The organism is Acidovorax sp. 107, assembly GCF_003058055.1.
GTDB lineage: Bacteria > Pseudomonadota > Gammaproteobacteria > Burkholderiales > Burkholderiaceae_C > Acidovorax.
Map to the genome: position 1 here is coordinate 3,980,278 of NZ_QBTZ01000001.1, position 19,561 is coordinate 3,999,838.

Sequence of the window (19,561 nt, forward strand, 5' to 3'; positions counted from 1 at the left end):
GATGTCGAGCGCTGTGGCTGTGCACTCGGTTTAGGCATAAAAAAAGCTTCTAGCGCCTGATATACAAGCGCTAGAAGCTATGGTTTTAGGAGTGATTTATTACTTGCGTGCCGCAATCGCCTTTTCAGCCGCGGTCACCAGGTCGGCGCCGATCTGGCCCTTCCATTTGTCGTAGACGGGGCGGGTAGCCTTTACAAAGGCTTCGCGTTCGGCGGCTGACAGCTGCGTCACAGACACGCCGTTGGCGGCGATTTCCTTGAGCAGGGGCTTGTCGGCCTCCACCATGCCCTTGCGGGCGATGGCGATTTCTTCCTTGCCGGCGTCGATGGCGGCTTGCTTGACGATCTCGCGGTCGGCGGGCGTCCAGCTGTTCCAGATGTCCTTGTTCACCACGAACACCAGCGGGTCGTTCACGTAGCCCCACATGGTGATGTGCTTCTGTGCCACGGTGTGCAGCTTGGCGGCCTGGTACACGGCGATGGGGTTCTCCTGGCCGTCCACGGCGCCGCTGGCAAACGCGGGCTGCGCGTCGGCCCAGCTCATCTGCGTGGGGTTGGCGCCCAGGGCGGTGAAGGTATCGAGGAACAGGGGCGAGCCCACCACACGGATCTTCAGGCCCTTGAGGTCAGCGGGGCTCTTGATGGCGAGCTTGGAGTTGGAGATTTCGCGGTAGCCGTTCTCGCCCCAGGCCAGGGGCATCACGCCCGCCTTGTCCAGGGTGGCGAAAATTTGCTTACCCACGTCGCCCTGCGTCACGGCGTCCACCGCGGCGTAGTTGGGGAACAGGAAGGGCAGCGAGAACAGGTTCAGGGCCTTGACCTGCGGCGACCAGTTGATGGTGGAGCCCACGGCCATGTCGATCACGCCCTGGCGCAGCGCGCTGAACTCGCGCGTCTGGTCGCCCTGGATCAGCGAGACGCCGGGGTACAGCTTGATGTTGATGCGGCCCTGGGTGCGCTCGCGCACTTTGTTAGCCCACAGCTCGCCGCCCTTGCCCCAGGGGAAGGCCGTGCCCAGCACCAGGGACATGCGGTATTCGCTCTTGTACGCGGTCTGGGCGATGGCGGCGGGGGCCGTGAAGGCCATGGCAGCGGCGGCGGCCACGGCAGAAGTGAGGAAGGTGCGCAGTTTCATTGTTTCAGTCTCCTTGCTATAAAAGATCCAGCTGCTAGCGCTTGTTGGTTATGCGCTAGCGGGCATTTCTACCAATATTTCAATAGCCCATCTGGGCGGGCAGCCACAGCGCCAGTTGCGGGAAGGCGATCACCAGCACCATCACCAGGAACATGGCAAACAGCATCCAGCCCACCCAGCGCACGGTGGACTCCATGCGCACACCGGCGATGCGGCACGACACCATGAGGTTCACGGCCAGCGGTGGGGTGAATTGGCCCAGGGCCACCTTCAGGGTCAGGATCACGCCAAACCACACCGGGTCCCAGTGGTAGTGGTTCATGATGGGCAGCAGCAGCGGCACAAAAATCAGGAAGATCGAAATGCCGTCGAGGAACATGCCCACGGTGATCAGCAGCACGATGAGCAGCGCCAGCACACCGTATTCGCCCAGGCCCGAATTCACGATGGCGTTGGCGACCGGGTCGATCACGCCCAGCGTGGACAGCGAGTACGCAAAGATGCCCGCCAGCGAGACCACGATGAGGATCACGGCTGACAGCTCGCCCGATTCGCGCAGGATGGGGAACAGGTCGCGCACCTTGATCGTGCGGTGGATCACCATGCCCACGAACAGGCCGTAGAACACGGCCACCACGGCGGCCTCCGTCGGCGTGAACCAGCCCGCACGCATGCCGCCCAAAATCAGCACCGGTGCGGCCAGGCCCCAGGTGGCCTCGCGCAGGCTCTTCCAGAACGGGGGGCGGGGCATGGTGGCTTCGAGCGCGCCCATCTTGTGTTTGCGCGCCATCCACACGGCGGGCACGATGAGTGCCACGCCAGCCAGGACGCCGGGGATCATGCCGGCAGCAAACAACGCGGGCACCGAGGCACCGGGCACCAGCACCGAATAGATGATGAAAGCGACGGATGGCGGGATCAGGATGTCGGTGGCGGCGGCTGCGCCCACCACGCTGGCAGAGAACGAGGGCGGGTAGCCCGCGCGCGACATGGCGGCGATCATCACGCCGCCCACAGCGGCTGCATTGGCCGGGCCCGAGCCCGAGATGCCGCCCAGAAACATGGCCACGGCAATGGCCACCAGCGGCAGCATGCCCGGGCCGCGCCCGACGATGGCCACGGCAAAGTTGACCAGGCGCAGCGCCACGCCCGAGCGATCAAAGATCGAGCCGACCAGCACAAACATCGGGATGGCCAGCAGCGGGTACTTGCCCAGGCCCGCATAGAAGTTTTGCGGCACGGCCAGCAAGCCAAACCACTGGCTGTCGGCATTGGCCAGCGCGATGGCGGCGGCGCCCGCCAGGCCCAGTGCGGCGCCAATCGGCACGCCGACAAACATCAGGCCCAGGAAGGCCACAAACAGGAGCGTCGCGATCATGCTTGGGGCTCCTGTGAGCGAGCATCAGCGCCATCGACCTTGCTGCGGCTGCGGCGGATGAACAGGCCCACGGCACGCGCCGTGATGAGGGCCGAGAACACGGGTAGCCAGACCGAGTACCACCACTGCGGCACGCCAATGCCGGGCGAGGTTTCGCCAAAGCGGTAGTCGTCCCACACCACCCGCACGCTCAGCACGGCAATCACGCCGAACAGCAGGGCCACGGTGGCCGCGCCCAGCATGGCCAGGCGCTTGCTGCGCAGGGCAGAGCCGCCCTCGGCAAAGTATTCGATGCGGATGTGCTGGTCGCGCGCCACGGCGGCAGAGCCCGCGATGAGTGCCAGCGCGATCATCAGGAACACGGAGATTTCTTCGGTCCAGGCGAAAGACGAATTGGTGAAATAGCGCACCAGCACGTTGGCAAAGGTGATGAGTGCGAGGGCCGCCATGACGATGACGGTGAGCCAGTCTTCAAGGCGCAGCGAGCGGGGCTCGGCCTCGGGACTCGCAGCGCAGGGCAATGCGTCGTTCGCAGGCCCTTGGGGGGAGGAGGAGGACATGGGGCAGGGGAAGGAGGAGAACAAACACGGGGGGCATGCAGGTCGCCCTGCCCGGCAGTGTTGTGCACCAGGGGCCTCGACGCGGAGCGCTGTAGGCGCTGCTTTCTATTATGCGATGTGTTGCTATGCATGCACACCATTGGTGCGCTGTGTCAGCACTGTGTAAACCCTCATGCCACCACGCTGCGCGCTTCAGGCGCCGCGCGGATAATGCGCCGATGGAAACCAAGTGGCTTGAAGATTTCGTCAGTCTTGCGGAAACCCGCAGCTTCAGCCGGTCAGCGCAGCTGCGGCATGTGACCCAGCCTGCGTTCTCGCGGCGGATCCAGGCGCTCGAGGCCTGGGCAGGCACCGACCTGGTGGACCGAAGCTCCTACCCCACGCGCCTCACCCCTGCCGGCAAGACGCTGTACGACCAAGCCCTGGAAATGCTCCAGTCGCTGCAGAACACGCGCGCCATGCTGCGCGCGCACACCAGCGCGGGCAGGGACATGATCGAGTTCGCCGTGCCCCATACGCTGGCGTTCACGTTCTTCCCGGCCTGGGTGTCCAGCCTGCACGACAAGTTCGGCCCGTTCAAGAGCCGCCTGATTGCTTTGAACGTGCATGACGCGGTGATGCGCCTGGTCGAAGGCGGGTGCGACCTGCTGATTGCCTACCACCACCCTTCGCAGCCTTTTCAGCTCGACGCCGACCGTTATGAAATGGTCAGCCTGGGGCAGGAAGTGCTGTCGCCCTACAGCAAGGCCGACGCCGATGGCCAGCCCGTGCATCGCCTGCCGGGCCGCGCGGGGCAGCCGCTGCCCTACCTGGGTTACGCGCCCGGCGCTTACCTGGGGCGGGTGACCGAACTCATCCTCAAGCAATCGCAAACGCCCATCCACCTGGAGCGGGTGTACGAGACCGACATGGCCGAAGGCCTCAAGGCCATGGCGCTGGAAGGGCATGGTGTGGCCTTCCTGCCCCACAGTGCCGTGAAGAAGGAACTGCGCTCGCGCCGCCTGGTCAGTGCCGCCCCCCCGGACACCGAGGGCCTGCAGATGACCATGGATGTGCGCGCCTACCGCGAAAAGCCCAACGGCAAGGACACCCCCAAAGGCACGGCGCAGGCGCTGTGGAACTACCTGCAGGCCCAAGCGGCCTCATGCTAAGGGTAAATACGGACATAAACAGTTTGCATAGTTGTGCGCGCAAACGGCATTGGAATTTCACCGTAACGACACGTACAGTCTGCGCCATCGCCGGATCGGTGGACAGCAGCGTGTGCCTTGGCAGGGCCCCACGGTGGCACGAAGATTGCAAACCCGGTTCATTCCTTCACAGAGGCATCGTATGAAAGTTCAGCATTGGGGATTGGCCTGGGGCCTCGCAGCACTGTGCTGCGCGGCCGGTGCGTCTGCGCAGGCCAGCGTGCTGGAGCGCGTGGCTGGCGGCGGCAAGCTGGTCATCGCCTACCGTGAATCCTCGGTGCCTTTCTCGTACATCGACAGCCAGTCGGGCAAGCCCGTGGGCTATGCGCTGGACCTGTGTCTGCGCATGGCCGAACTGGTGCGCAAGAAGACTGGCAAGAAGGACATGGAGGTCGAGCTGGTGCCTGTCACACCGGCCAACCGCATCGCCGTGATCGAGCAGGGCAAGGCCGACATGGAGTGCGGCTCCACCACCAACAATGCCGAGCGGCGCCAGAAGGTGGCCTTCACCATTCCCCATTTCATCACCGGCGCGCGGCTGCTGGTCAAATCCGCCAGCAACATCGACCGCGTGGAAGACCTCAACGGCAAAAAGCTGGTGTCCACCAAAGGCACGACGCCGCTGAAGGCGGCCGACCAGGCCAATCGCGAGCGCCTGATGGGCATCACCATCGTCGAGGCGCCAGACCATGCCAAGGCGGTCGAGATGGTCGAAAAAGGCGAGGCCGACGCGTTTGTCATGGACGACGTGCTTCTGTATGGCCTGGCCGCAGGGCGGCCCGACCCCAAGGCACTCAAGGTGGTGGGCCGCTTCATGACCACTGAGCCGCTGGCCATCATGCTGTCCAAGAATGACCCCGAGTTCAAAAAGCTGGTGGACGAGGAAATGCGCCGCCTGATCACCAGCCGCGAGATTTACCCGATCTACGACAAGTGGTTCAACAAGCCCATCCCGCCCAACAACACCGTGCTGAACCTCCCGGTCAGTTACTTGTTGCGCGACTTCTGGAAATACCCTACCGACCAGGTTCCGTTCTGACTAATATCCCTGGTCGCGTGTTACCCCTTTTTGGAGTGCGGTCCTGACGGGTTACCCCCCGCAGGCGCCTGTCTCTAAAATCCCCCCCTTTTCGTTTTCAACACAAGGAGATCCCTATGAAGAAGCATCTGCTCGCGGTTGCCGTGACCGCCTTGGCTGCAGGCACCGTATTTGCCCAAGCCAATGACACTTTGGCCAAGATCAAGGCCTCCGGCAGCGTGACGCTGGGCGTGCGTGAGTCTTCGGGTCTTTCGTACACGCTGGGCAACGGCAAGTACGTTGGTTTTCACACCGAAATGGGCGAGATCGTCCTGCATGACATCCAGAAGCAACTGGGCCTGTCCAAGCTGGACATCAAGTACCAGCCCGTGACCTCGCAAAACCGCATCCCCCTGGTGACCAACGGTACCGTGGACCTGGAGTGCGGCTCCACCACCAACAACGCCGCCCGCCAGAAGGACGTGGCTTTTGCCGTGACCACCTACGTGGAAGAAGTGCGCACCGTGGTGAAGGCCAATTCGGGCATCACCTCGATCAAGGACCTGAACGGCAAGACCGTGGCGACCACCACCGGCACAACCTCGGTGCAGACCCTGCGCAAGCACGAACGCGCTGGCGGCATCGACTTCAAGGAAGTGTTTGGCAAGGACCACGCTGACAGCTTCCTGATGCTGGAAACGGGCCGTGCCGACGCCTTCGTGATGGACGGTTCCATCCTGGCTGCCAACGTTTCCAAGTCCAAGAACCCCGCCGACTACAAGATCGTGGGCGAAGTGCTGTCGGTGGAACCCATCGCTTGCATGCTGCGCAAGGACGACGCTGCGTTCAAGAAGGCCGTGGATGACTCCATCAAGCGCCAGATCGCCGACGGTTCGCTGGCCAAGCTGTACGACAAGTGGTTCATGCAGCCCGTGCCACCGACCAACACCAAGATCGGCCTGCCGATGTCGGACGCTACCAAGGCTGCGTGGGCCTCGCCTAACGACAAGCCGATGGAAGACTACGCCAAGAAGTAATCTTTGCAACGCTTGTGCCCCTTCGGCCAACCGGTTTGAAGGGGCTTTTTTGTTGGGTCGGCCAAGGGTGGCGCCCAACGCATAACCAGAAATTAAAGGGGTGCTCCTATGAGTTGGGATTGGCAGGTGTTCTGCCAGGACACCATGGACCGGGAAGTGGTACAGGGCTGCTTTGGCAAGGGCGGCGATATCACCTACCTGGACTGGATGCTGTCGGCCTGGGGCTGGACGGTGTCCGTTTCGCTGCTGGCCTTGCTGCTGGCGCTTGTGCTGGGTTCATTCATCGGTACGCTGCGCACCTTGCAGGATCGCCCGATGATCGTCCGACTGGGCAATGCCTGGGTCGAGCTGTTTCGCAATATTCCGCTGCTGGTGCAGATCTTCCTGTGGTACCACGTGCTGCCCAGCCTGTTCCCGGTGCTGCGGGGCGTGCCCGGTTTTGCGCTGGTGGTGCTGGCGCTGGGCTTCTTCACCTCGGCACGGATTGCCGAGCAGGTGCGCTCGGGCATCCAGGCCCTGCCACGCGGCCAGCGTTATGCCGGTCTGGCCATGGGCTTCACCACGTTCCAGACCTACCGCTATGTGCTGCTGCCCATGGCGTTTCGCATCATCATCCCGCCGCTGACCAGCGAGACGATGAACATCTTCAAGAATTCGTCCGTGGCGTTTGCGGTGTCGGTGGCCGAACTCACCATGTTCGCCATGCAGGCGCAGGAAGAGACCTCGCGCGGTATCGAGGTCTATCTGGCAGTGACCACGCTGTACATCATCTCGGCGTTTGCGATCAACCGCATCATGGCCTTCATTGAAAAGCGCGCACGCATCCCGGGCATGGTCGTGAGTGGCGCGGCCGGAGGGGGGCATTGATATGAATCTCGATTTCTCCTTCTACAACTGGGACCTGATCTCCAACTTCGTGCTCAAGGGGCTGTACTTCAGCCTGATCCTCACGCTGGTGGCCACCATTGGGGGCGTGCTGTTCGGCACCGTGCTGGCGCTGATGCGCCTGTCGGGCAAGAAGTGGCTCGATGTGCCCGCCACCATCTACGTCAACGGCATGCGCTCCATTCCGCTGGTGATGGTGATCCTGTGGTTCTTCCTGCTGGTGCCGGCCATCATTGGCCGCCCCATTGGCGCGGAAGTGTCGGCGGTCGTCACCTTCATCGCCTTTGAGGCGGCGTACTTCAGCGAAATCATGCGCGCCGGTATCCAGTCCATCCCGCGCGGGCAGGTGTATGCCGGTCAGGCGCTGGGCATGACGTACAGCCAGAACATGAAGCTCGTGGTGCTGCCCCAGGCGTTCCGCAACATGCTGCCCGTGCTGCTCACGCAGACCATCATCCTGTTCCAGGACACGTCGCTGGTGTATGCCATCGGTGCCTACGACATGCTCAAGGGCTTTGAAGTGGCGGGCAAGAACTTTGGCCGTCCCATCGAGGCGTACCTGGCCGCTGCGGTTCTGTACTTCATCATGTGCTACGCGCTGTCCTGGGCCGTGAAGCGCCTACACCAGAAGATCGCGATCATCCGCTGATCGAGGCCGGTGCAAAAGAGATTGGATTGAGGAAAAAGAAATGATCGAACTCAAAAACGTATCCAAGTGGTATGGCCCGGTGCAGGTGCTCAACGAGTGCTCGGCCACCATCAACAAGGGTGAAGTGGTGGTGGTGTGCGGCCCGTCGGGCTCGGGCAAGTCCACGCTCATCAAGACCATCAACGCGCTCGAACCCTTCCAGAAGGGCGAGATCACGGTCGATGGCGTGAAGCTGCACGACCCCAGCACCAACCTGCCCAAGCTGCGCAGCCGCGTGGGCATGGTGTTCCAGCACTTCGAGCTGTTCCCCCACCTGTCGGTGACGGACAACCTGACCATTGCGCAGATCAAGGTGCTCGGCCGCAGTGCGGACGACGCCAAGAAGCGCGGCCTCAAGATGCTGGAGCGCGTGGGCCTGATTGCGCACAAGGACAAGTTCCCGGGCCAGCTCTCGGGCGGCCAGCAGCAGCGTGTGGCCATTGCGCGCGCGCTCTCCATGGACCCCATCGTGATGCTGTTCGACGAACCCACGTCGGCGCTCGACCCTGAAATGGTCGGCGAAGTGCTGGACGTGATGGTGGGCCTGGCCAACGAAGGCATGACCATGATGTGCGTGACCCACGAAATGGGCTTTGCCCGCAAGGTGAGCAACCGCGTGATCTTCATGGACGTGGGCGGCAAGATCCTGGAAGACTGCTCGAAGGACGAGTTCTTCAACAACCCCGATGCGCGCCAGCCCCGCACCAAGGATTTTCTCAACAAGATCCTGCAGCACTGAACGGTGCCTTGCATCCGCATCCGCAAGCTGCGGTATTACGAAAAAAGCGCTCCGAGGAGCGCTTTTTTCATGGACCCAGCAGTGCCGACAATGCCTTGGCGCGCAGGTTAGCGCTTGCCTCGCCGACCGGCTGGCGTGTGGCCTTCCACAATGAGCTGGGACTCAAAATCCGTCCACAGGTCGTCGCGCCGTTTCAGCGCCTCGGACACCGCCTTGTGCCGAAGCTGCGCCACGGCCGACACCAGCGCATTGCACAGGAAGAACGCGGCGGTGTACGAGTCGAACGGCGACGCGTTGGACGTGCGCACCTGCAGCCGGTGGTGAGACAGCGCGGCCAAGGGCGCTGCGGCGCTGTCGGTGATGGCCAGCACCTGGGCGCCCGCGTCGCGAAAGCGCTGCGCCACTTTCACCGGCCCGCTCGCGTAGCGGCGGATGCTGAACACCAGCAGGGCGTCCTCGGGCTGGATCCACAGCAGCTGGTCGGTGGCGTCCACGGCGCCAGCCCCCAGTTCGTGCACGCCAGGGCGGCACATGTTCAGGTGCAGCGCCAGCCAGGCGGCCACCGGGGCGCTGTTGATCTGTGCCAGCACAAAAATGCGTCCCTTGCCCTGCGCGATGCGCGCGACCATGGCCTCGAAGGCCGCCATGTCCAGCCCGTCGCGCGTGGTGGTGAGGTTGTGCTGGTCGTGCAGCAGCGCATCGTCCACGCACTGCTGCAGGCTGCGCCGGGTGCCGATGGTGACCGGTGCGCGCTGCCCCGCCGTTTGCAGCAGGGCGGTGACCTCGGCCCGCGCCTCGCGCTGCGCCTCGGCATAGCTGCCGTAGCCCAGCTTGGCAAACAGCCGCACCACCGTCGATGCACTGGTGCCGGTGCGGGCTGCGAGGGCCGTGGCGGACTCCAGCAGGGCATGGGGGTAGTCGCGCCCCAGCGCCTCGGCCAATGCACGTTCGCTCGCGGTCAGGTCGGCGTCCTGGCGGGCCAGCCGCTCGGTCAGCAAGGCGGTGGATTCTTGCAATGATGATTTCATAAAATACTCATTTGTGCAAAATACGTTGCAAAACCCGGAGTCACATACAACACTGCGACCCAAATTTTGCCCCCACTCGGGCGTTGCCCAAGGACAAAGATGCTCAATACCCTGAACGAAACCCGACTGCCGGTGCATGCGCAGGTGCTGGACTGGCTGGCCCGGCAGCAGCAGGCCATGCAAGACCTGTTGCAAAAAGTGGTCAACATCGAGAGCGGCAGCCGCAATGAAGCGGGCGTGACGGCGGTGGCGCATGCTTTGGCAGAGCGCCTGCAGGCGGCCGGTGTGCCCGTGCAGTTCGAGCCCGTGCCCGGCTACGGCGTGCTGCTGCACGCGCAGGTCAACCCTGCGGAAGCTGCGGACACCGGCGGCGCCCCCATCATCCTCATGGGGCACATGGACACGGTGTTTCCAGATGGCACGGTGGCCAAGCGCCCCTACCGCGAAGAAGCGGGGCGCGCCTATGGCCCCGGCGTGGCCGACATGAAGTCGGGCCTGGTGCTCAACGTGTTTGTCGCCGAGGCCTTTGCACGCTGCGGCGGGCTGAAGGCGCCGCTGCACCTGTTCTTCTCGTGCGACGAAGAGGTCGGCTCGCCCGCCACGCGCGACCTCATCATGGCCCGAGTGCGTGGCGCGCGTGCGGTGTTCAATGCCGAGCCCGGCCGCGTGAGCGGCAACGTGGTCACCAGCCGCAAGGGCTCGATGGTGGTGGAGTTCGAGGTGCAGGGCGTGGCCGCACATGCGGGCATCAACCACGCTGCAGGTGCCAGCGCCATTGAGGCCCTGGCCCGCAAGACCCTGGCGCTGCATGCGCTGACCGATCCGGCCACGGGCATCACCTGCAACGTGGGTGTGGTGCAGGGCGGCATCGTGCCCAACATGGTGGCCCCCCATGCCCGTGCCGAGGTGGACTTGCGCTTCACGGCCGACACCAACCCCGACGACCTGCTGGAGCGCGTGCGCGCCATCGTCGAAGAGGAGTCCGTGCCCCGCACCCAGGGCCGCATCACCACCGCGCGCCGCTCCCTGCCCATGAAGCCCACGCCCGACTACCTGCTGGCGCTGTACCAGCAGGGCGCCTGTTCACTGGGCTTTGAGGTGCAAGGTGAGTTCACCGGCGGCGCGGCCGACAGCGGCCTCACCGCCTCGGTGGGCGTGCCCACCCTGTGCGCCACCGGCCCCGTGGGCGGCCATCCGCACACCGAACGCGAGTACTGCGAGCTGTCCACCTTCGTGCCCCGCGCGCAAGCCGTGGCACTGGCGGTGCTGGCACACCCCTGATTCTTTCCGTCCCTGTTGGATCTGTTTTGACCCGTTTTCTGAGTTCCTTGACTGCCATGACCGCCACACCTTCCCGCCGCCACCTCCTGACCACCGGCCTGGGCCTTGCAGGCCTTGCTGCATTGCCCGCCCTGGCGCAGGACAAGTTCCCTTCGCGCCCGATCACGCTGGTCGTGCCGTTCCCGCCCGGCGGGTCAGTGGACATCATGGCGCGCCAGTATTCCGAGCCGCTGTCGCGCGCTCTGGGCGTGCCCATCATTGTCGAAAACCGCGCAGGCGCCGGGGGCTCGGTCGGTGCGCTGTATGTGGCGCGCGCCAGGCCCGATGGCTACACGCTCGTGGTCTCGTCGCAAAGCAGTCACCTGGCCAACCCGCTCACGCAGCCCAAGGTGGGCTATGACGCGGTCAAAGACTTCGAGAACATCGCCATCCTGGGCCGCCAGCCCAACGCGCTGGTGGTGCACAGCAGCCTGCCCTTCAAGACCTTCAAGGAGTTCATCGATTACGCCAAGAAGAACCCTGGCAAGCTCAACTACGGCAGCGGCGGCGTGGGCAGCATGGGCCAGCTCAACGTGGAAATGCTCAAGGTCTCCACGGGCGTGTTCACCACCCACATCCCTTACCGGGGCGGCACACCGCTCATCACCGGCGTGCTGGCCAACGAGGTGCAGTTCATCCTCGACAACCTGGTCATCATGTTGCCCCACATCCAGGCCGGCAAAGTGCGCGCCTTGGCCGTGGCCTCCGACCAGCGCTTGCCTCAGCTGCCCGATGTGCCCACCTTTGCCGAAGTGGGTTACCCCGAGCTGAACCTCACCTCCTGGACCGGTCTGGCCGCCCCTGCCGGCACGCCCGAGGCTGTGGTGCAGACCCTGTCCAAGGCCGTGCGCCAGGTGGCCACGTCGCCCGCCATGGTGGCCAACCTCAAGGACCGGGGGGTGATCGTGCCGGAAGAGATGCCGCCCGCTGCGTTTGAAAAGATGATGGCCGACCGGCTGGTGAAGTTCGGCGCAGTCGTCAAACGTGCAGGCATCACGGCCGAATAAACCGGTCCACCTGTCCGTAGCGCACCTGCTTTGAGTCATTGTGTGCGGTAGCGTTACGGCCATATGCCTTGCAAGCTATGAAAATGAGAGTGTTTGGGCGCCTCGTGCCCACAATGGGACAATCACGCCCATGACTGCAGCCCCCCAAACCCTCACCATCACCCGCCCCGACGACTGGCACCTGCATGTGCGCGACGGCGAGCCTCTGCACACCGTCGTGCCGCACACCGCCGCCCAGTTCGGCCGCGCGATCATCATGCCCAACCTGCGCCCACCGGTCACCACGGCCGAGCAGGCCCTGGCGTACAAGCAGCGCATCCTGGCCGCCGTGCCCGCTGGCATGAGCTTCGAGCCGCTGATGACGCTGTACCTGACGGACAACCTGCCGCCCGAAGAAATCGCGCGCGCCAAGGCCGCTGGCGTGGTGGCCTGCAAGCTCTACCCCGCAGGCGCCACCACCAACAGCGATGCGGGCGTGACTGACATCCGCAAGACCTATAAAACGCTCGAAGCCATGCAGAAGGCCGGCATGCTGCTGCTGGTGCACGGCGAGGTGACCAGCAGTGACATCGATCTGTTCGACCGCGAGGCCGTGTTCATCGAGCAGCAACTCATCCCGCTGCGCCGCGACTTCCCCGAGCTGAAGATCGTCTTCGAGCACATCACCACCAAGGACGCCGCTGACTACGTGATGCAGGCTGACCGCTACACGGCCGCCACCATCACCGCGCACCACCTGCTGTACAACCGCAACGCCATCTTTGTGGGCGGCGTGCGCCCGCACTACTACTGCCTGCCCGTGCTCAAGCGCGAAACGCACCGCGTGGCCCTGGTGCAGGCCGCCACCAGTGGCAGCAGCAAGTTCTTCCTGGGCACCGACAGCGCGCCGCACCCCGCGCACCTCAAGGAGCACGCCACCGGCTGTGCCGGCTGCTACACCGCCCACGCGGCCATCGAGATGTATGCCGAGGCATTCGACAACGCGGGCGCGCTCGACCAGCTCGAAGGCTTTGCCAGCTTCCACGGCCCGGACTTCTACAGCCTGCCGCGCAACACCGGCACCATCACTCTGCGCCGCGAGTCATGGACGCCACCCGACAGCTTTGCCTTTGGCGAAGCCGAACTCAAGCCCCTGCGCGCCGGTGAAGCCCTGCCGTGGCGGCTGGTGTAAGTCAGCCTTTCGACGCCATCGACTGGAGCGCTCCCTGGCTGGCGCCGTGGCGCGCCCAGGGCCAACCCCTGGCCCAGCAGCTGCTGCAGGATGACCCATCGGTGCACCAGGCATTGCAGACCGCAGCGCCACAGGCTGCCCCGGTGGTCTTTGTGCCCCAGTCCGACCTGCCCGAAGGCACCGCCTACGAGCAATACATCTGGGACACCCGCCGCGTGCCCACGCGCGACAACCTGCACGACTTCTTCAACGGCCTGGTCTGGCTGCAGTTTCCGCGCACCAAGCGGCGGCTGAACCAGCTGCAGGCCCAGGCCATTGCCGCCGATGGCGTGCAAGCCGTGCGCGGGCCGCTGCGCGATGCCCTCACGGTGTTCGATGAAAACGGCGCACTGCTGCAGGCGCCCGATGCCCTGTGGGGTGCGCTCCGGGCGCGAGACTGGCAGCGCCTGTTCATCGACCTGCGCCCGCTGTGGGCCGAGGCCCGGCTGGTGTTGTTCGGGCATGCGTTGCTTGAAAAGCTGGTTTTTCCGCGAAAACCCATGGTGGCGCACGTATTTCAAGTGCCGGTAGCTATGAATTCAATAGCAAATGTGGATGGATGGCTGGCCGATCAGGTCGATGCAGCGGCATGGTCCACCAAGCCCTTCACACCGCTGCCGGTGCTGGGCGTGCCCGGCTGGTGGTCTGCCAACGAGGCGCCGGGCTTCTATGACGATGCGCAGGTGTTCCGGCCCTTGCGGGCAGCGCCTGTGCCGTAATTCCCGCCAAGCCTTGTGTGATAAGGCCTTGGCCGGGGTTTGCACCTACCATAGCGCGATGCAATCGCGGCCATGGGGCGGGTGCCTTTGCCACCCAGGGTGGCGGCGCTTGAAGCGCGGCACCCGGCCCCCATCTGAGCCAGCAAACACTTGTTGTTGTTTACCCCACGGAGAAACCATTCCATGAAGCGGATCCTTTTGTTTGTGATGACCAACCTGGCCGTCGTTGTCGTGCTGGGGGTGGTGGCCAGCCTGCTGGGCGTCAACCGCTACCTCACGGCCAACGGCCTGAACCTGGGCGCGCTGCTGGGCTTCGCGCTGGTCATGGGTTTTGGCGGCGCGATCATCTCGCTGCTCATCAGCAAGCCCATGGCCAAGTGGACCTCGGGCGTGCGCGTGATCGACGGCTCCGGCTCGCCCGACGAGCGCTGGATCGTCGAGACGGTGCGCAAGTTCGCCGACCAGGCTCAGATCGGCATGCCCGAAGTCGGTATCTTTGAAGGCGACCCCAATGCGTTCGCCACGGGCGCGTTCAAGAACTCGGCGCTGGTGGCCGTGTCCACCGGCCTGCTGCAGGGCATGACCCGCGACGAGGTCGAGGCCGTGATCGGCCATGAGGTGGCCCACATCGCCAACGGCGACATGGTGACCATGACGCTGATCCAGGGCGTGATGAACACCTTTGTGGTGTTCCTGTCGCGTGTCATCGGCTACGCGGTGGACAGCTTTCTGCGCAAGAACGACGAGAACAGCTCGGGCCCTGGCATCGGCTACTACGTGACCACCATCGTGCTCGACATCGTGCTGGGCTTTGTGGCCGCGATGATCGTGGCCTGGTTCAGCCGCCAGCGCGAGTTCCGCGCCGACGCAGGCGCTGCCCAGCTGATGGGCCGCCGCCAGCCCATGATCAACGCGCTGGCCCGCCTGGGCGGCATGCACCCCGGCGAGCTGCCCAAGAGCGTGGCCGCCATGGGCATTGCCGGTGGCATTGGCAAGCTGTTCAGCACCCACCCACCCATCGAAGAGCGCATTGCTGCGCTGCAAAACGCACAGCAGCAATAAGCAGCGCCGGGCGCACCGCCTTCTCGGCCTCCAGGGCCGCCACAGTCTTGCACTGTGGCGGCCTTTGGTTTTTGCGCCCGCGCTGTTGCTTTGCCGCTCCTGCAATGGGGGGCATCTTGTGGGGCGGATCAAGGACTTGTAACCTTTTGTCTAGACCACGCAGGCGGCTGCCGAAGCGGACCCCGTTGCGTTGCCCCTTTCATCTTCACGAGGGCCTCCCATGTCCATCTCCCACGCACGTGTTGCTGTCCGCCTGGCCCTGGCCTTTGGTGTGGTCTGCCTCGTCATGTCCCTGTCGGCGGCGGTGGGCATCTGGCGGCTGGCTGGGCTGCAGGACATTGCGGACGACCTGGGGGGCGCATCGTCCGAGCGCGCGCTGCTGGCGCGCGAGCTGCATGCCATCGTGGTGCTCAGCTCCGCCCGCGCCGAAACGCTGCTGGAGATCGACAACAACCCCAGCTATGCGGCACGCATCGACGCCGACCGCAAGACCACGTCGGCCCGCTCGTCCGAAGTGCGCAAGCGCCTGGACGAGCTGGCCGCAGACCCCGAATCCCAGGCCTTGTTCGACGCCATCGACAAGGCCGGCAACGGCTTCCGTACGGTGCGGGACGATCTGGTCAAGCGCCGCAAGGCGGGCGAGGCGTTGCCGCCCGACGCCATTGCCAAGCAGCTGCGTCCTGCGGCCGACGCCTACGCCGCTGCCGTGGACAAGCTGGCCGACTACCAGCGCCAGCGCGTGGCCGAGGCGCGTGCCGCCGCCGCCCGCAGCGAGAGTCAGGGCATCACGCTGCTGGCGGCGGGCTCGGTGGTGGGCTTGCTGCTGAGCCTGGCCTGTGCCTGGCTGCTGTCGCGCTCCATCCTGCACCCGTTGGCGCATGCGTCCGAAGTGACCGACCGCATTGCCGAGGGCGACCTCACCTCCCCCGTGCCTGCGCCGCAGGCGGGCAACCGCGACGAACTGCAGGCCCTGCTGGCGCGCCTGGGCGGCATGCAGGCCAGGTTGGCCGAGCTGGTGGTGGGCATGCGCCAGGCCAGCACCTCGGTGGCCGGTGCCAGCAGCGAGATTGCGGCGGGCAACAGCGACCTGTCGGCCCGCACCGAGCAGACGGCCTCCAACCTCGAAGAGATCGCCGCCAGCATGGAGGAGCTGCTGGCCACCGTGCGCCACAGCGCCGACGCCGCCGCGCAGGCCAGCACCCTGGCCACTGGCGCCAGCAGCGTCGCCCAGCGCGGGCGCGAGGCCGTGGACCGCGTCGTGGGCACCATGGATGGCATTGCGCTGTCGTCGCGCCGCATAGCGGACATCACCAGCGTCATCGATGGCATTGCCTTCCAGACCAATATCCTGGCGCTGAACGCTGCCGTGGAGGCGGCCCGTGCTGGCGAGCAGGGGCGGGGCTTTGCGGTGGTGGCCAGCGAAGTGCGCAGCCTGGCCCAGCGCTCGGCCACGGCGGCCAAGGAGATCGGGGGCCTGATCAGCGACAGCGTGCGGCAGGTGGACGAGGGCGCCCAGCTGGTCCACGCGGCTGGTGGCACCATGGGCGAGATTGTTCAGTCTGTGCAGCAGGTGGCCACCATCATTGGCGAGATCAGCACCGCCGCCCGCGAACAGACCACGGGTCTCAGCCAGGTGAGCGAGGCGGTCTCGCAGCTTGACCAGATGACGCAGCAGAACGCCGCGCTGGTCGAGGAGTCGTCAGCCGCCGCGCAAGGCCTGCGCGTGCAGGCGCAGCAGCTGGCAGGGTTGGTGGAGGCGTTCCGCCTGCCTGCAACGGCCGGGGGCCAGAAGGCGCTGCGGTAAACCTGCAGGTCAGGTGCGGGCCACCATCAGCCCCAGCCACGGCCAGTAGGTCAGCGCAAAAACCACCAGCAGGACCACTCCGGTCAGCGTGATGACGATGCCGGTGCGCACGAAGTCGTGCGCGTCAAAGGTGTCGGTGCCGTAGGCGATCATGTTCTGCGGCGCATTCACCGGCAGGATGAAACCAAAGCTCACCACGAACTGCAGGATCATCGTCATGCCCACGACGTTGATGCCGGGCGTCTGCACGGTGGACAACACGCTGATGACGATGGGAATCATGGTGGACGCCAGCGCCGTGGCGCTGGCAAAGCCCAGGTGAATGACGATCAGGAACGCGGACAGCAGCATCAGGATGGCAAAGGCCGACGCCATCTGCAGGCCCAGGTGGCCCACGATGAGCTGGGCCAGCCAGCCCGCCGCCTTGGTCTGCAGCAGCGCAGAGCCCACGCTGATGCCCACCGCAAACAGCACAACCGTACCCCACGGGAACCCCTTTTGCGACTGCTTCCAGTCCATCACGCCCACGCGTGGAAACAGCATCAGCGCCACGGCCGCAATGGTGGTGGAGGTGGTGTCAAAGTCGTGCAGCACCTTCTCGGTGGACCAGAACCCCAGCAGCACCAGCACCACGGCCAGCAGCTTCCACTGGTTCAGCGTCATCGGACCCAGTTCGGCCAGCTGCTGCCGAATGGTCTCCTGCCCGCCCGCAATTTCCTTCATCTCGGGCTTCATCATGCGCGTCATGATGAAGAACAGTGCCACCGTCATCAGGGCTGCAAACGGGGCGGCCGCTACAAACCATTCCCCCCAGGTGATCTCGGCGCCCAGCTGTTTTTCGATGAACCCGATGGCCACCATGTTCTGCGCGGCGGCGGTCTTGACGCCCACGTTCCAGATGCTGGCTGTCTGCGCCGTGGTGATGACCAGCAGCGCGGCAAAGCGGCTCTTGCGGTCTACCTTGAAGGCGAGCACGAAGCCCATCATGATCGGCATCAGGCAGGCTACGCGCGCCGTGGTGCTGGGCACGATGAACGACAGCAGAAAGCCCACCACCATGGCACCGATCACGATGTGGTGGGTCTGGGCGCCGACCTTGGACAGCACCGTGAGCGCGATGCGCCGGTCCAGCCCCGTAGCGGTCATGGCCGACGCAATGAAACACGCGGCAGCGACCAGCGCCACGGCACTGTTGGCAAAGCCCGAGAGCGCGAGGTTCAGCGCCGCGCCCGTGCCCATGTCTGCGCCATCGGGTTTGGCCACGCTGGGTGCATAGGCCAGCAAGAACACCATCAGTGCGGCGATCACCACCGCGCTCACCGAGTATTCGAGCGCCTCGGTCATCCAGACGATCACCGCGAACGCGAGGATGGCCAGCATGGTCTGCCCCGCCACCGGCAACCCGGCCGGGGTGGGCAAGGCCAGCACCGCCAGCAGCGCCACCAGGGCGCCGAGCAGGCCGAGCCGTTTGGCGAGGCTCGCCGATGCGGGGGCGGAGGCCGGGGATGTGGTCGGTGCGGCAGTGAACATGGGGTGGCTCCGGTGGGGGCGCACTGGGCGCGAATCCTTGCGCAGCGCGTGCGGATGCATGGCCGGCCCAAGGGCTTCCAGTGTTGCGCGCTGTCCGCTGCGGGTGTTGATTCAGGTCAAGGAGGGACGGTGGTGGAGCCGCGTTCGCAGCGGGGCAGAGAGGCTGCTGCGTCTCAAGCCCCCACATCCACCCGCCAGCGCCTGCGGGGCGCGCGCAAGGCGTGGCGCTTGCGGTACTCCCCCGGTGCCATGCCGGTGTGGCGCACAAAGATGCGGCGGAACGCAGCCGGGTCGGCATAGCCGCAGGCCACCGCAATGCTGGGCACGCTCTCCAGCGTCACCTCCAGCAGCACCTTGGCGCGTGCGCAGCGCAGGCTGTGCAGGTGGTCCAGCGGCGACTGCGACAGCTCCTGCTGGAAGTGCCGCAGCAAGGTGCGCGGGCTCACCGCCGCCGCCTCGGCCAGTCGGGCCAGCGAGTAGGGCTCGTCCAGATGGGTCTCCATCCAGGCCATGGCGCGGGCCAGGGTGCTGTCGCGTGTGGCGGGGATGTGCTGCTGCGCGTTGGCCTGCAGCGCAGCTTGGGCGCGTTCGTGGTCGGGCCGCAGCACGCTGGCGCAGGTCTGGGCCAGCGCATCGCCCAGTGCATGGCGCACCAGGGCAACGGCCATTTCACCCAGGCTGTGGGGCAGCGCGCAGCTGAGCCAGGAGCCGTCATCGCTCAGGTCGTGGCCGGCGTCCAGCACCACCTCGGGAAAGTCCCGCTCAAACCCGGCCAGGTAGAACCACGGCAGGCAGCCGCGGCGGCCCTGCAGGCGCCCGCTCTGCGCCGCCAGCCAGGCACCATTGCCCACGGTAAGCACCTTGTGCCCGGCATCCAGCGCAATGCCGATCTGGCGCGAGAGGGCCCTGTGGCGCGCCGCCACATCGCGGATGGCCGGGATGTCGGCTGCGTGGAACGAAGGGATGAACCAGGCCAGCGCGGGGCCGTCGGCCAGTGCCGCCGCAGGCTGCGTGTAGGCCGCCAGCGGGCCCGGCTGGTGCTGCAGGGGCCGGCCCTGGGCATCCAGCAGCCGCCAAGTCAAACGGGGCGAGCCGGCTCCTCCCCGCAAGCCGGCCAGCAGATTGGCGCTGCGCAAGAGGTCGATGAACTGCAGTGCGTTGCCCACCGCCGATTCGGGCAGCAGCGGGATGTCGATGCGAAAAACCGGTGCCGTCGCAGACAGGACAGAAGAACGGGGCATGGCGATATTGG

The 19,561-nt window shown here is 65.3% G+C and carries 18 protein-coding genes; 12 read left to right on the plus strand and 6 right to left on the minus strand.

From position 1 onward, the window contains the following. Positions 1-99: 99 nt before the first annotated feature. The 3 genes from C8C99_RS18570 to C8C99_RS18580 all read right to left on the minus strand — a co-directional run bounded on the left by C8C99_RS18570 (position 100) and on the right by C8C99_RS18580 (position 3,072). On the minus strand, positions 100-1,134 hold the full coding sequence (locus tag C8C99_RS18570) for a DctP family TRAP transporter solute-binding subunit (protein ID WP_108626523.1): 1,035 nt from the start codon (positions 1,132-1,134) through the stop codon (positions 100-102). 79 nt (positions 1,135-1,213) lie between these two features. Beyond that, positions 1,214-2,512 carry a TRAP transporter large permease gene (locus C8C99_RS18575; protein ID WP_108626524.1) on the minus strand — a complete coding sequence of 433 codons (1,299 nt, stop codon included), beginning with the start codon at positions 2,510-2,512 and terminating at the stop codon, positions 1,214-1,216. Further along, complete coding sequence (locus tag C8C99_RS18580) at positions 2,509-3,072, minus strand: TRAP transporter small permease (RefSeq protein WP_108626525.1); 564 nt, start codon at positions 3,070-3,072, stop codon at positions 2,509-2,511. The genes C8C99_RS18575 and C8C99_RS18580 overlap by 4 nt, the downstream gene beginning before the upstream one ends. Before the next feature lie 218 nt (positions 3,073-3,290). On the opposite strand from C8C99_RS18580, the gene C8C99_RS18585 reads away from it, so the two are divergent. The 6 genes from C8C99_RS18585 (at position 3,291) to C8C99_RS18610 (ending at position 8,629) form a co-directional block, all read left to right on the plus strand. Next, on the plus strand, positions 3,291-4,223 hold the full coding sequence (locus C8C99_RS18585; protein WP_108626526.1) for a LysR family transcriptional regulator: 933 nt from the start codon (positions 3,291-3,293) through the stop codon (positions 4,221-4,223). A 181-nt stretch (positions 4,224-4,404) separates the two neighbouring features. Then, positions 4,405-5,301: an amino acid ABC transporter substrate-binding protein gene (locus C8C99_RS18590; protein ID WP_056646844.1), complete on the plus strand. Its 897-nt coding sequence runs from the start codon at positions 4,405-4,407 to the stop codon at positions 5,299-5,301. A gap of 116 nt (positions 5,302-5,417) precedes the next feature. Beyond that, on the plus strand, positions 5,418-6,317 hold the full coding sequence (locus tag C8C99_RS18595; protein ID WP_056646841.1) for an amino acid ABC transporter substrate-binding protein: 900 nt from the start codon (positions 5,418-5,420) through the stop codon (positions 6,315-6,317). Between the two features lie 108 nt (positions 6,318-6,425). Then, positions 6,426-7,184, plus strand: coding sequence for an amino acid ABC transporter permease (locus C8C99_RS18600; protein ID WP_108626527.1), 759 nt, complete (start codon positions 6,426-6,428; stop codon positions 7,182-7,184). Position 7,185: 1 nt separating this feature from the next. After that, positions 7,186-7,851 (plus strand): amino acid ABC transporter permease, encoded by a 666-nt coding sequence (locus C8C99_RS18605; RefSeq protein WP_056647632.1) that lies wholly within the window; start codon positions 7,186-7,188, stop codon positions 7,849-7,851. A gap of 40 nt (positions 7,852-7,891) precedes the next feature. Further along, a complete protein-coding gene (locus tag C8C99_RS18610) occupies positions 7,892-8,629 on the plus strand; it encodes an amino acid ABC transporter ATP-binding protein (protein ID WP_015012504.1) in 738 nt (245 codons plus the stop codon). Between the two features lie 107 nt (positions 8,630-8,736). Here the strand turns inward: C8C99_RS18610 and C8C99_RS18615 are convergent, their stop codons facing one another. Beyond that, positions 8,737-9,657: a MurR/RpiR family transcriptional regulator gene (locus C8C99_RS18615; protein WP_108626528.1), complete on the minus strand. Its 921-nt coding sequence runs from the start codon at positions 9,655-9,657 to the stop codon at positions 8,737-8,739. 99 nt (positions 9,658-9,756) lie between these two features. Here C8C99_RS18615 and C8C99_RS18620 point away from each other — a divergent pair, with 99 nt between their 5' ends. From C8C99_RS18620 to C8C99_RS18645, 6 genes are all read left to right on the plus strand, one after another. Continuing rightward, positions 9,757-10,938 carry a M20 family metallopeptidase gene (locus C8C99_RS18620; protein WP_108626529.1) on the plus strand — a complete coding sequence of 394 codons (1,182 nt, stop codon included), beginning with the start codon at positions 9,757-9,759 and terminating at the stop codon, positions 10,936-10,938. Positions 10,939-10,994: 56 nt separating this feature from the next. Further along, positions 10,995-11,984, plus strand: coding sequence for a tripartite tricarboxylate transporter substrate binding protein (locus C8C99_RS18625; protein ID WP_108626530.1), 990 nt, complete (start codon positions 10,995-10,997; stop codon positions 11,982-11,984). Positions 11,985-12,114: 130 nt separating this feature from the next. Next, positions 12,115-13,155 carry a dihydroorotase gene (gene pyrC, locus C8C99_RS18630; RefSeq protein ID WP_108626531.1) on the plus strand — a complete coding sequence of 347 codons (1,041 nt, stop codon included), beginning with the start codon at positions 12,115-12,117 and terminating at the stop codon, positions 13,153-13,155. Next, positions 13,140-13,913 carry a DUF3025 domain-containing protein gene (locus C8C99_RS18635; RefSeq protein ID WP_108626532.1) on the plus strand — a complete coding sequence of 258 codons (774 nt, stop codon included), beginning with the start codon at positions 13,140-13,142 and terminating at the stop codon, positions 13,911-13,913. The genes pyrC and C8C99_RS18635 overlap by 16 nt, the downstream gene beginning before the upstream one ends. A 183-nt stretch (positions 13,914-14,096) precedes the next feature. Continuing rightward, positions 14,097-14,975: a protease HtpX gene (gene htpX / locus C8C99_RS18640; RefSeq protein ID WP_056059333.1), complete on the plus strand. Its 879-nt coding sequence runs from the start codon at positions 14,097-14,099 to the stop codon at positions 14,973-14,975. Positions 14,976-15,195: 220 nt separating this feature from the next. Then, positions 15,196-16,779 carry a methyl-accepting chemotaxis protein gene (locus C8C99_RS18645; RefSeq protein ID WP_108626533.1) on the plus strand — a complete coding sequence of 528 codons (1,584 nt, stop codon included), beginning with the start codon at positions 15,196-15,198 and terminating at the stop codon, positions 16,777-16,779. A gap of 9 nt (positions 16,780-16,788) precedes the next feature. Here C8C99_RS18645 and C8C99_RS18650 read toward each other — a convergent pair whose 3' ends face one another. Both C8C99_RS18650 and C8C99_RS18655 read right to left on the minus strand, forming a co-directional pair. Beyond that, a complete protein-coding gene (locus C8C99_RS18650; protein WP_108627233.1) occupies positions 16,789-18,309 on the minus strand; it encodes a DASS family sodium-coupled anion symporter in 1,521 nt (506 codons plus the stop codon). A 173-nt stretch (positions 18,310-18,482) separates the two neighbouring features. Next, a complete protein-coding gene (locus C8C99_RS18655; RefSeq protein WP_056647627.1) occupies positions 18,483-19,550 on the minus strand; it encodes a GlxA family transcriptional regulator in 1,068 nt (355 codons plus the stop codon). Between the last annotated feature and the right edge of the window lie 11 nt (positions 19,551-19,561).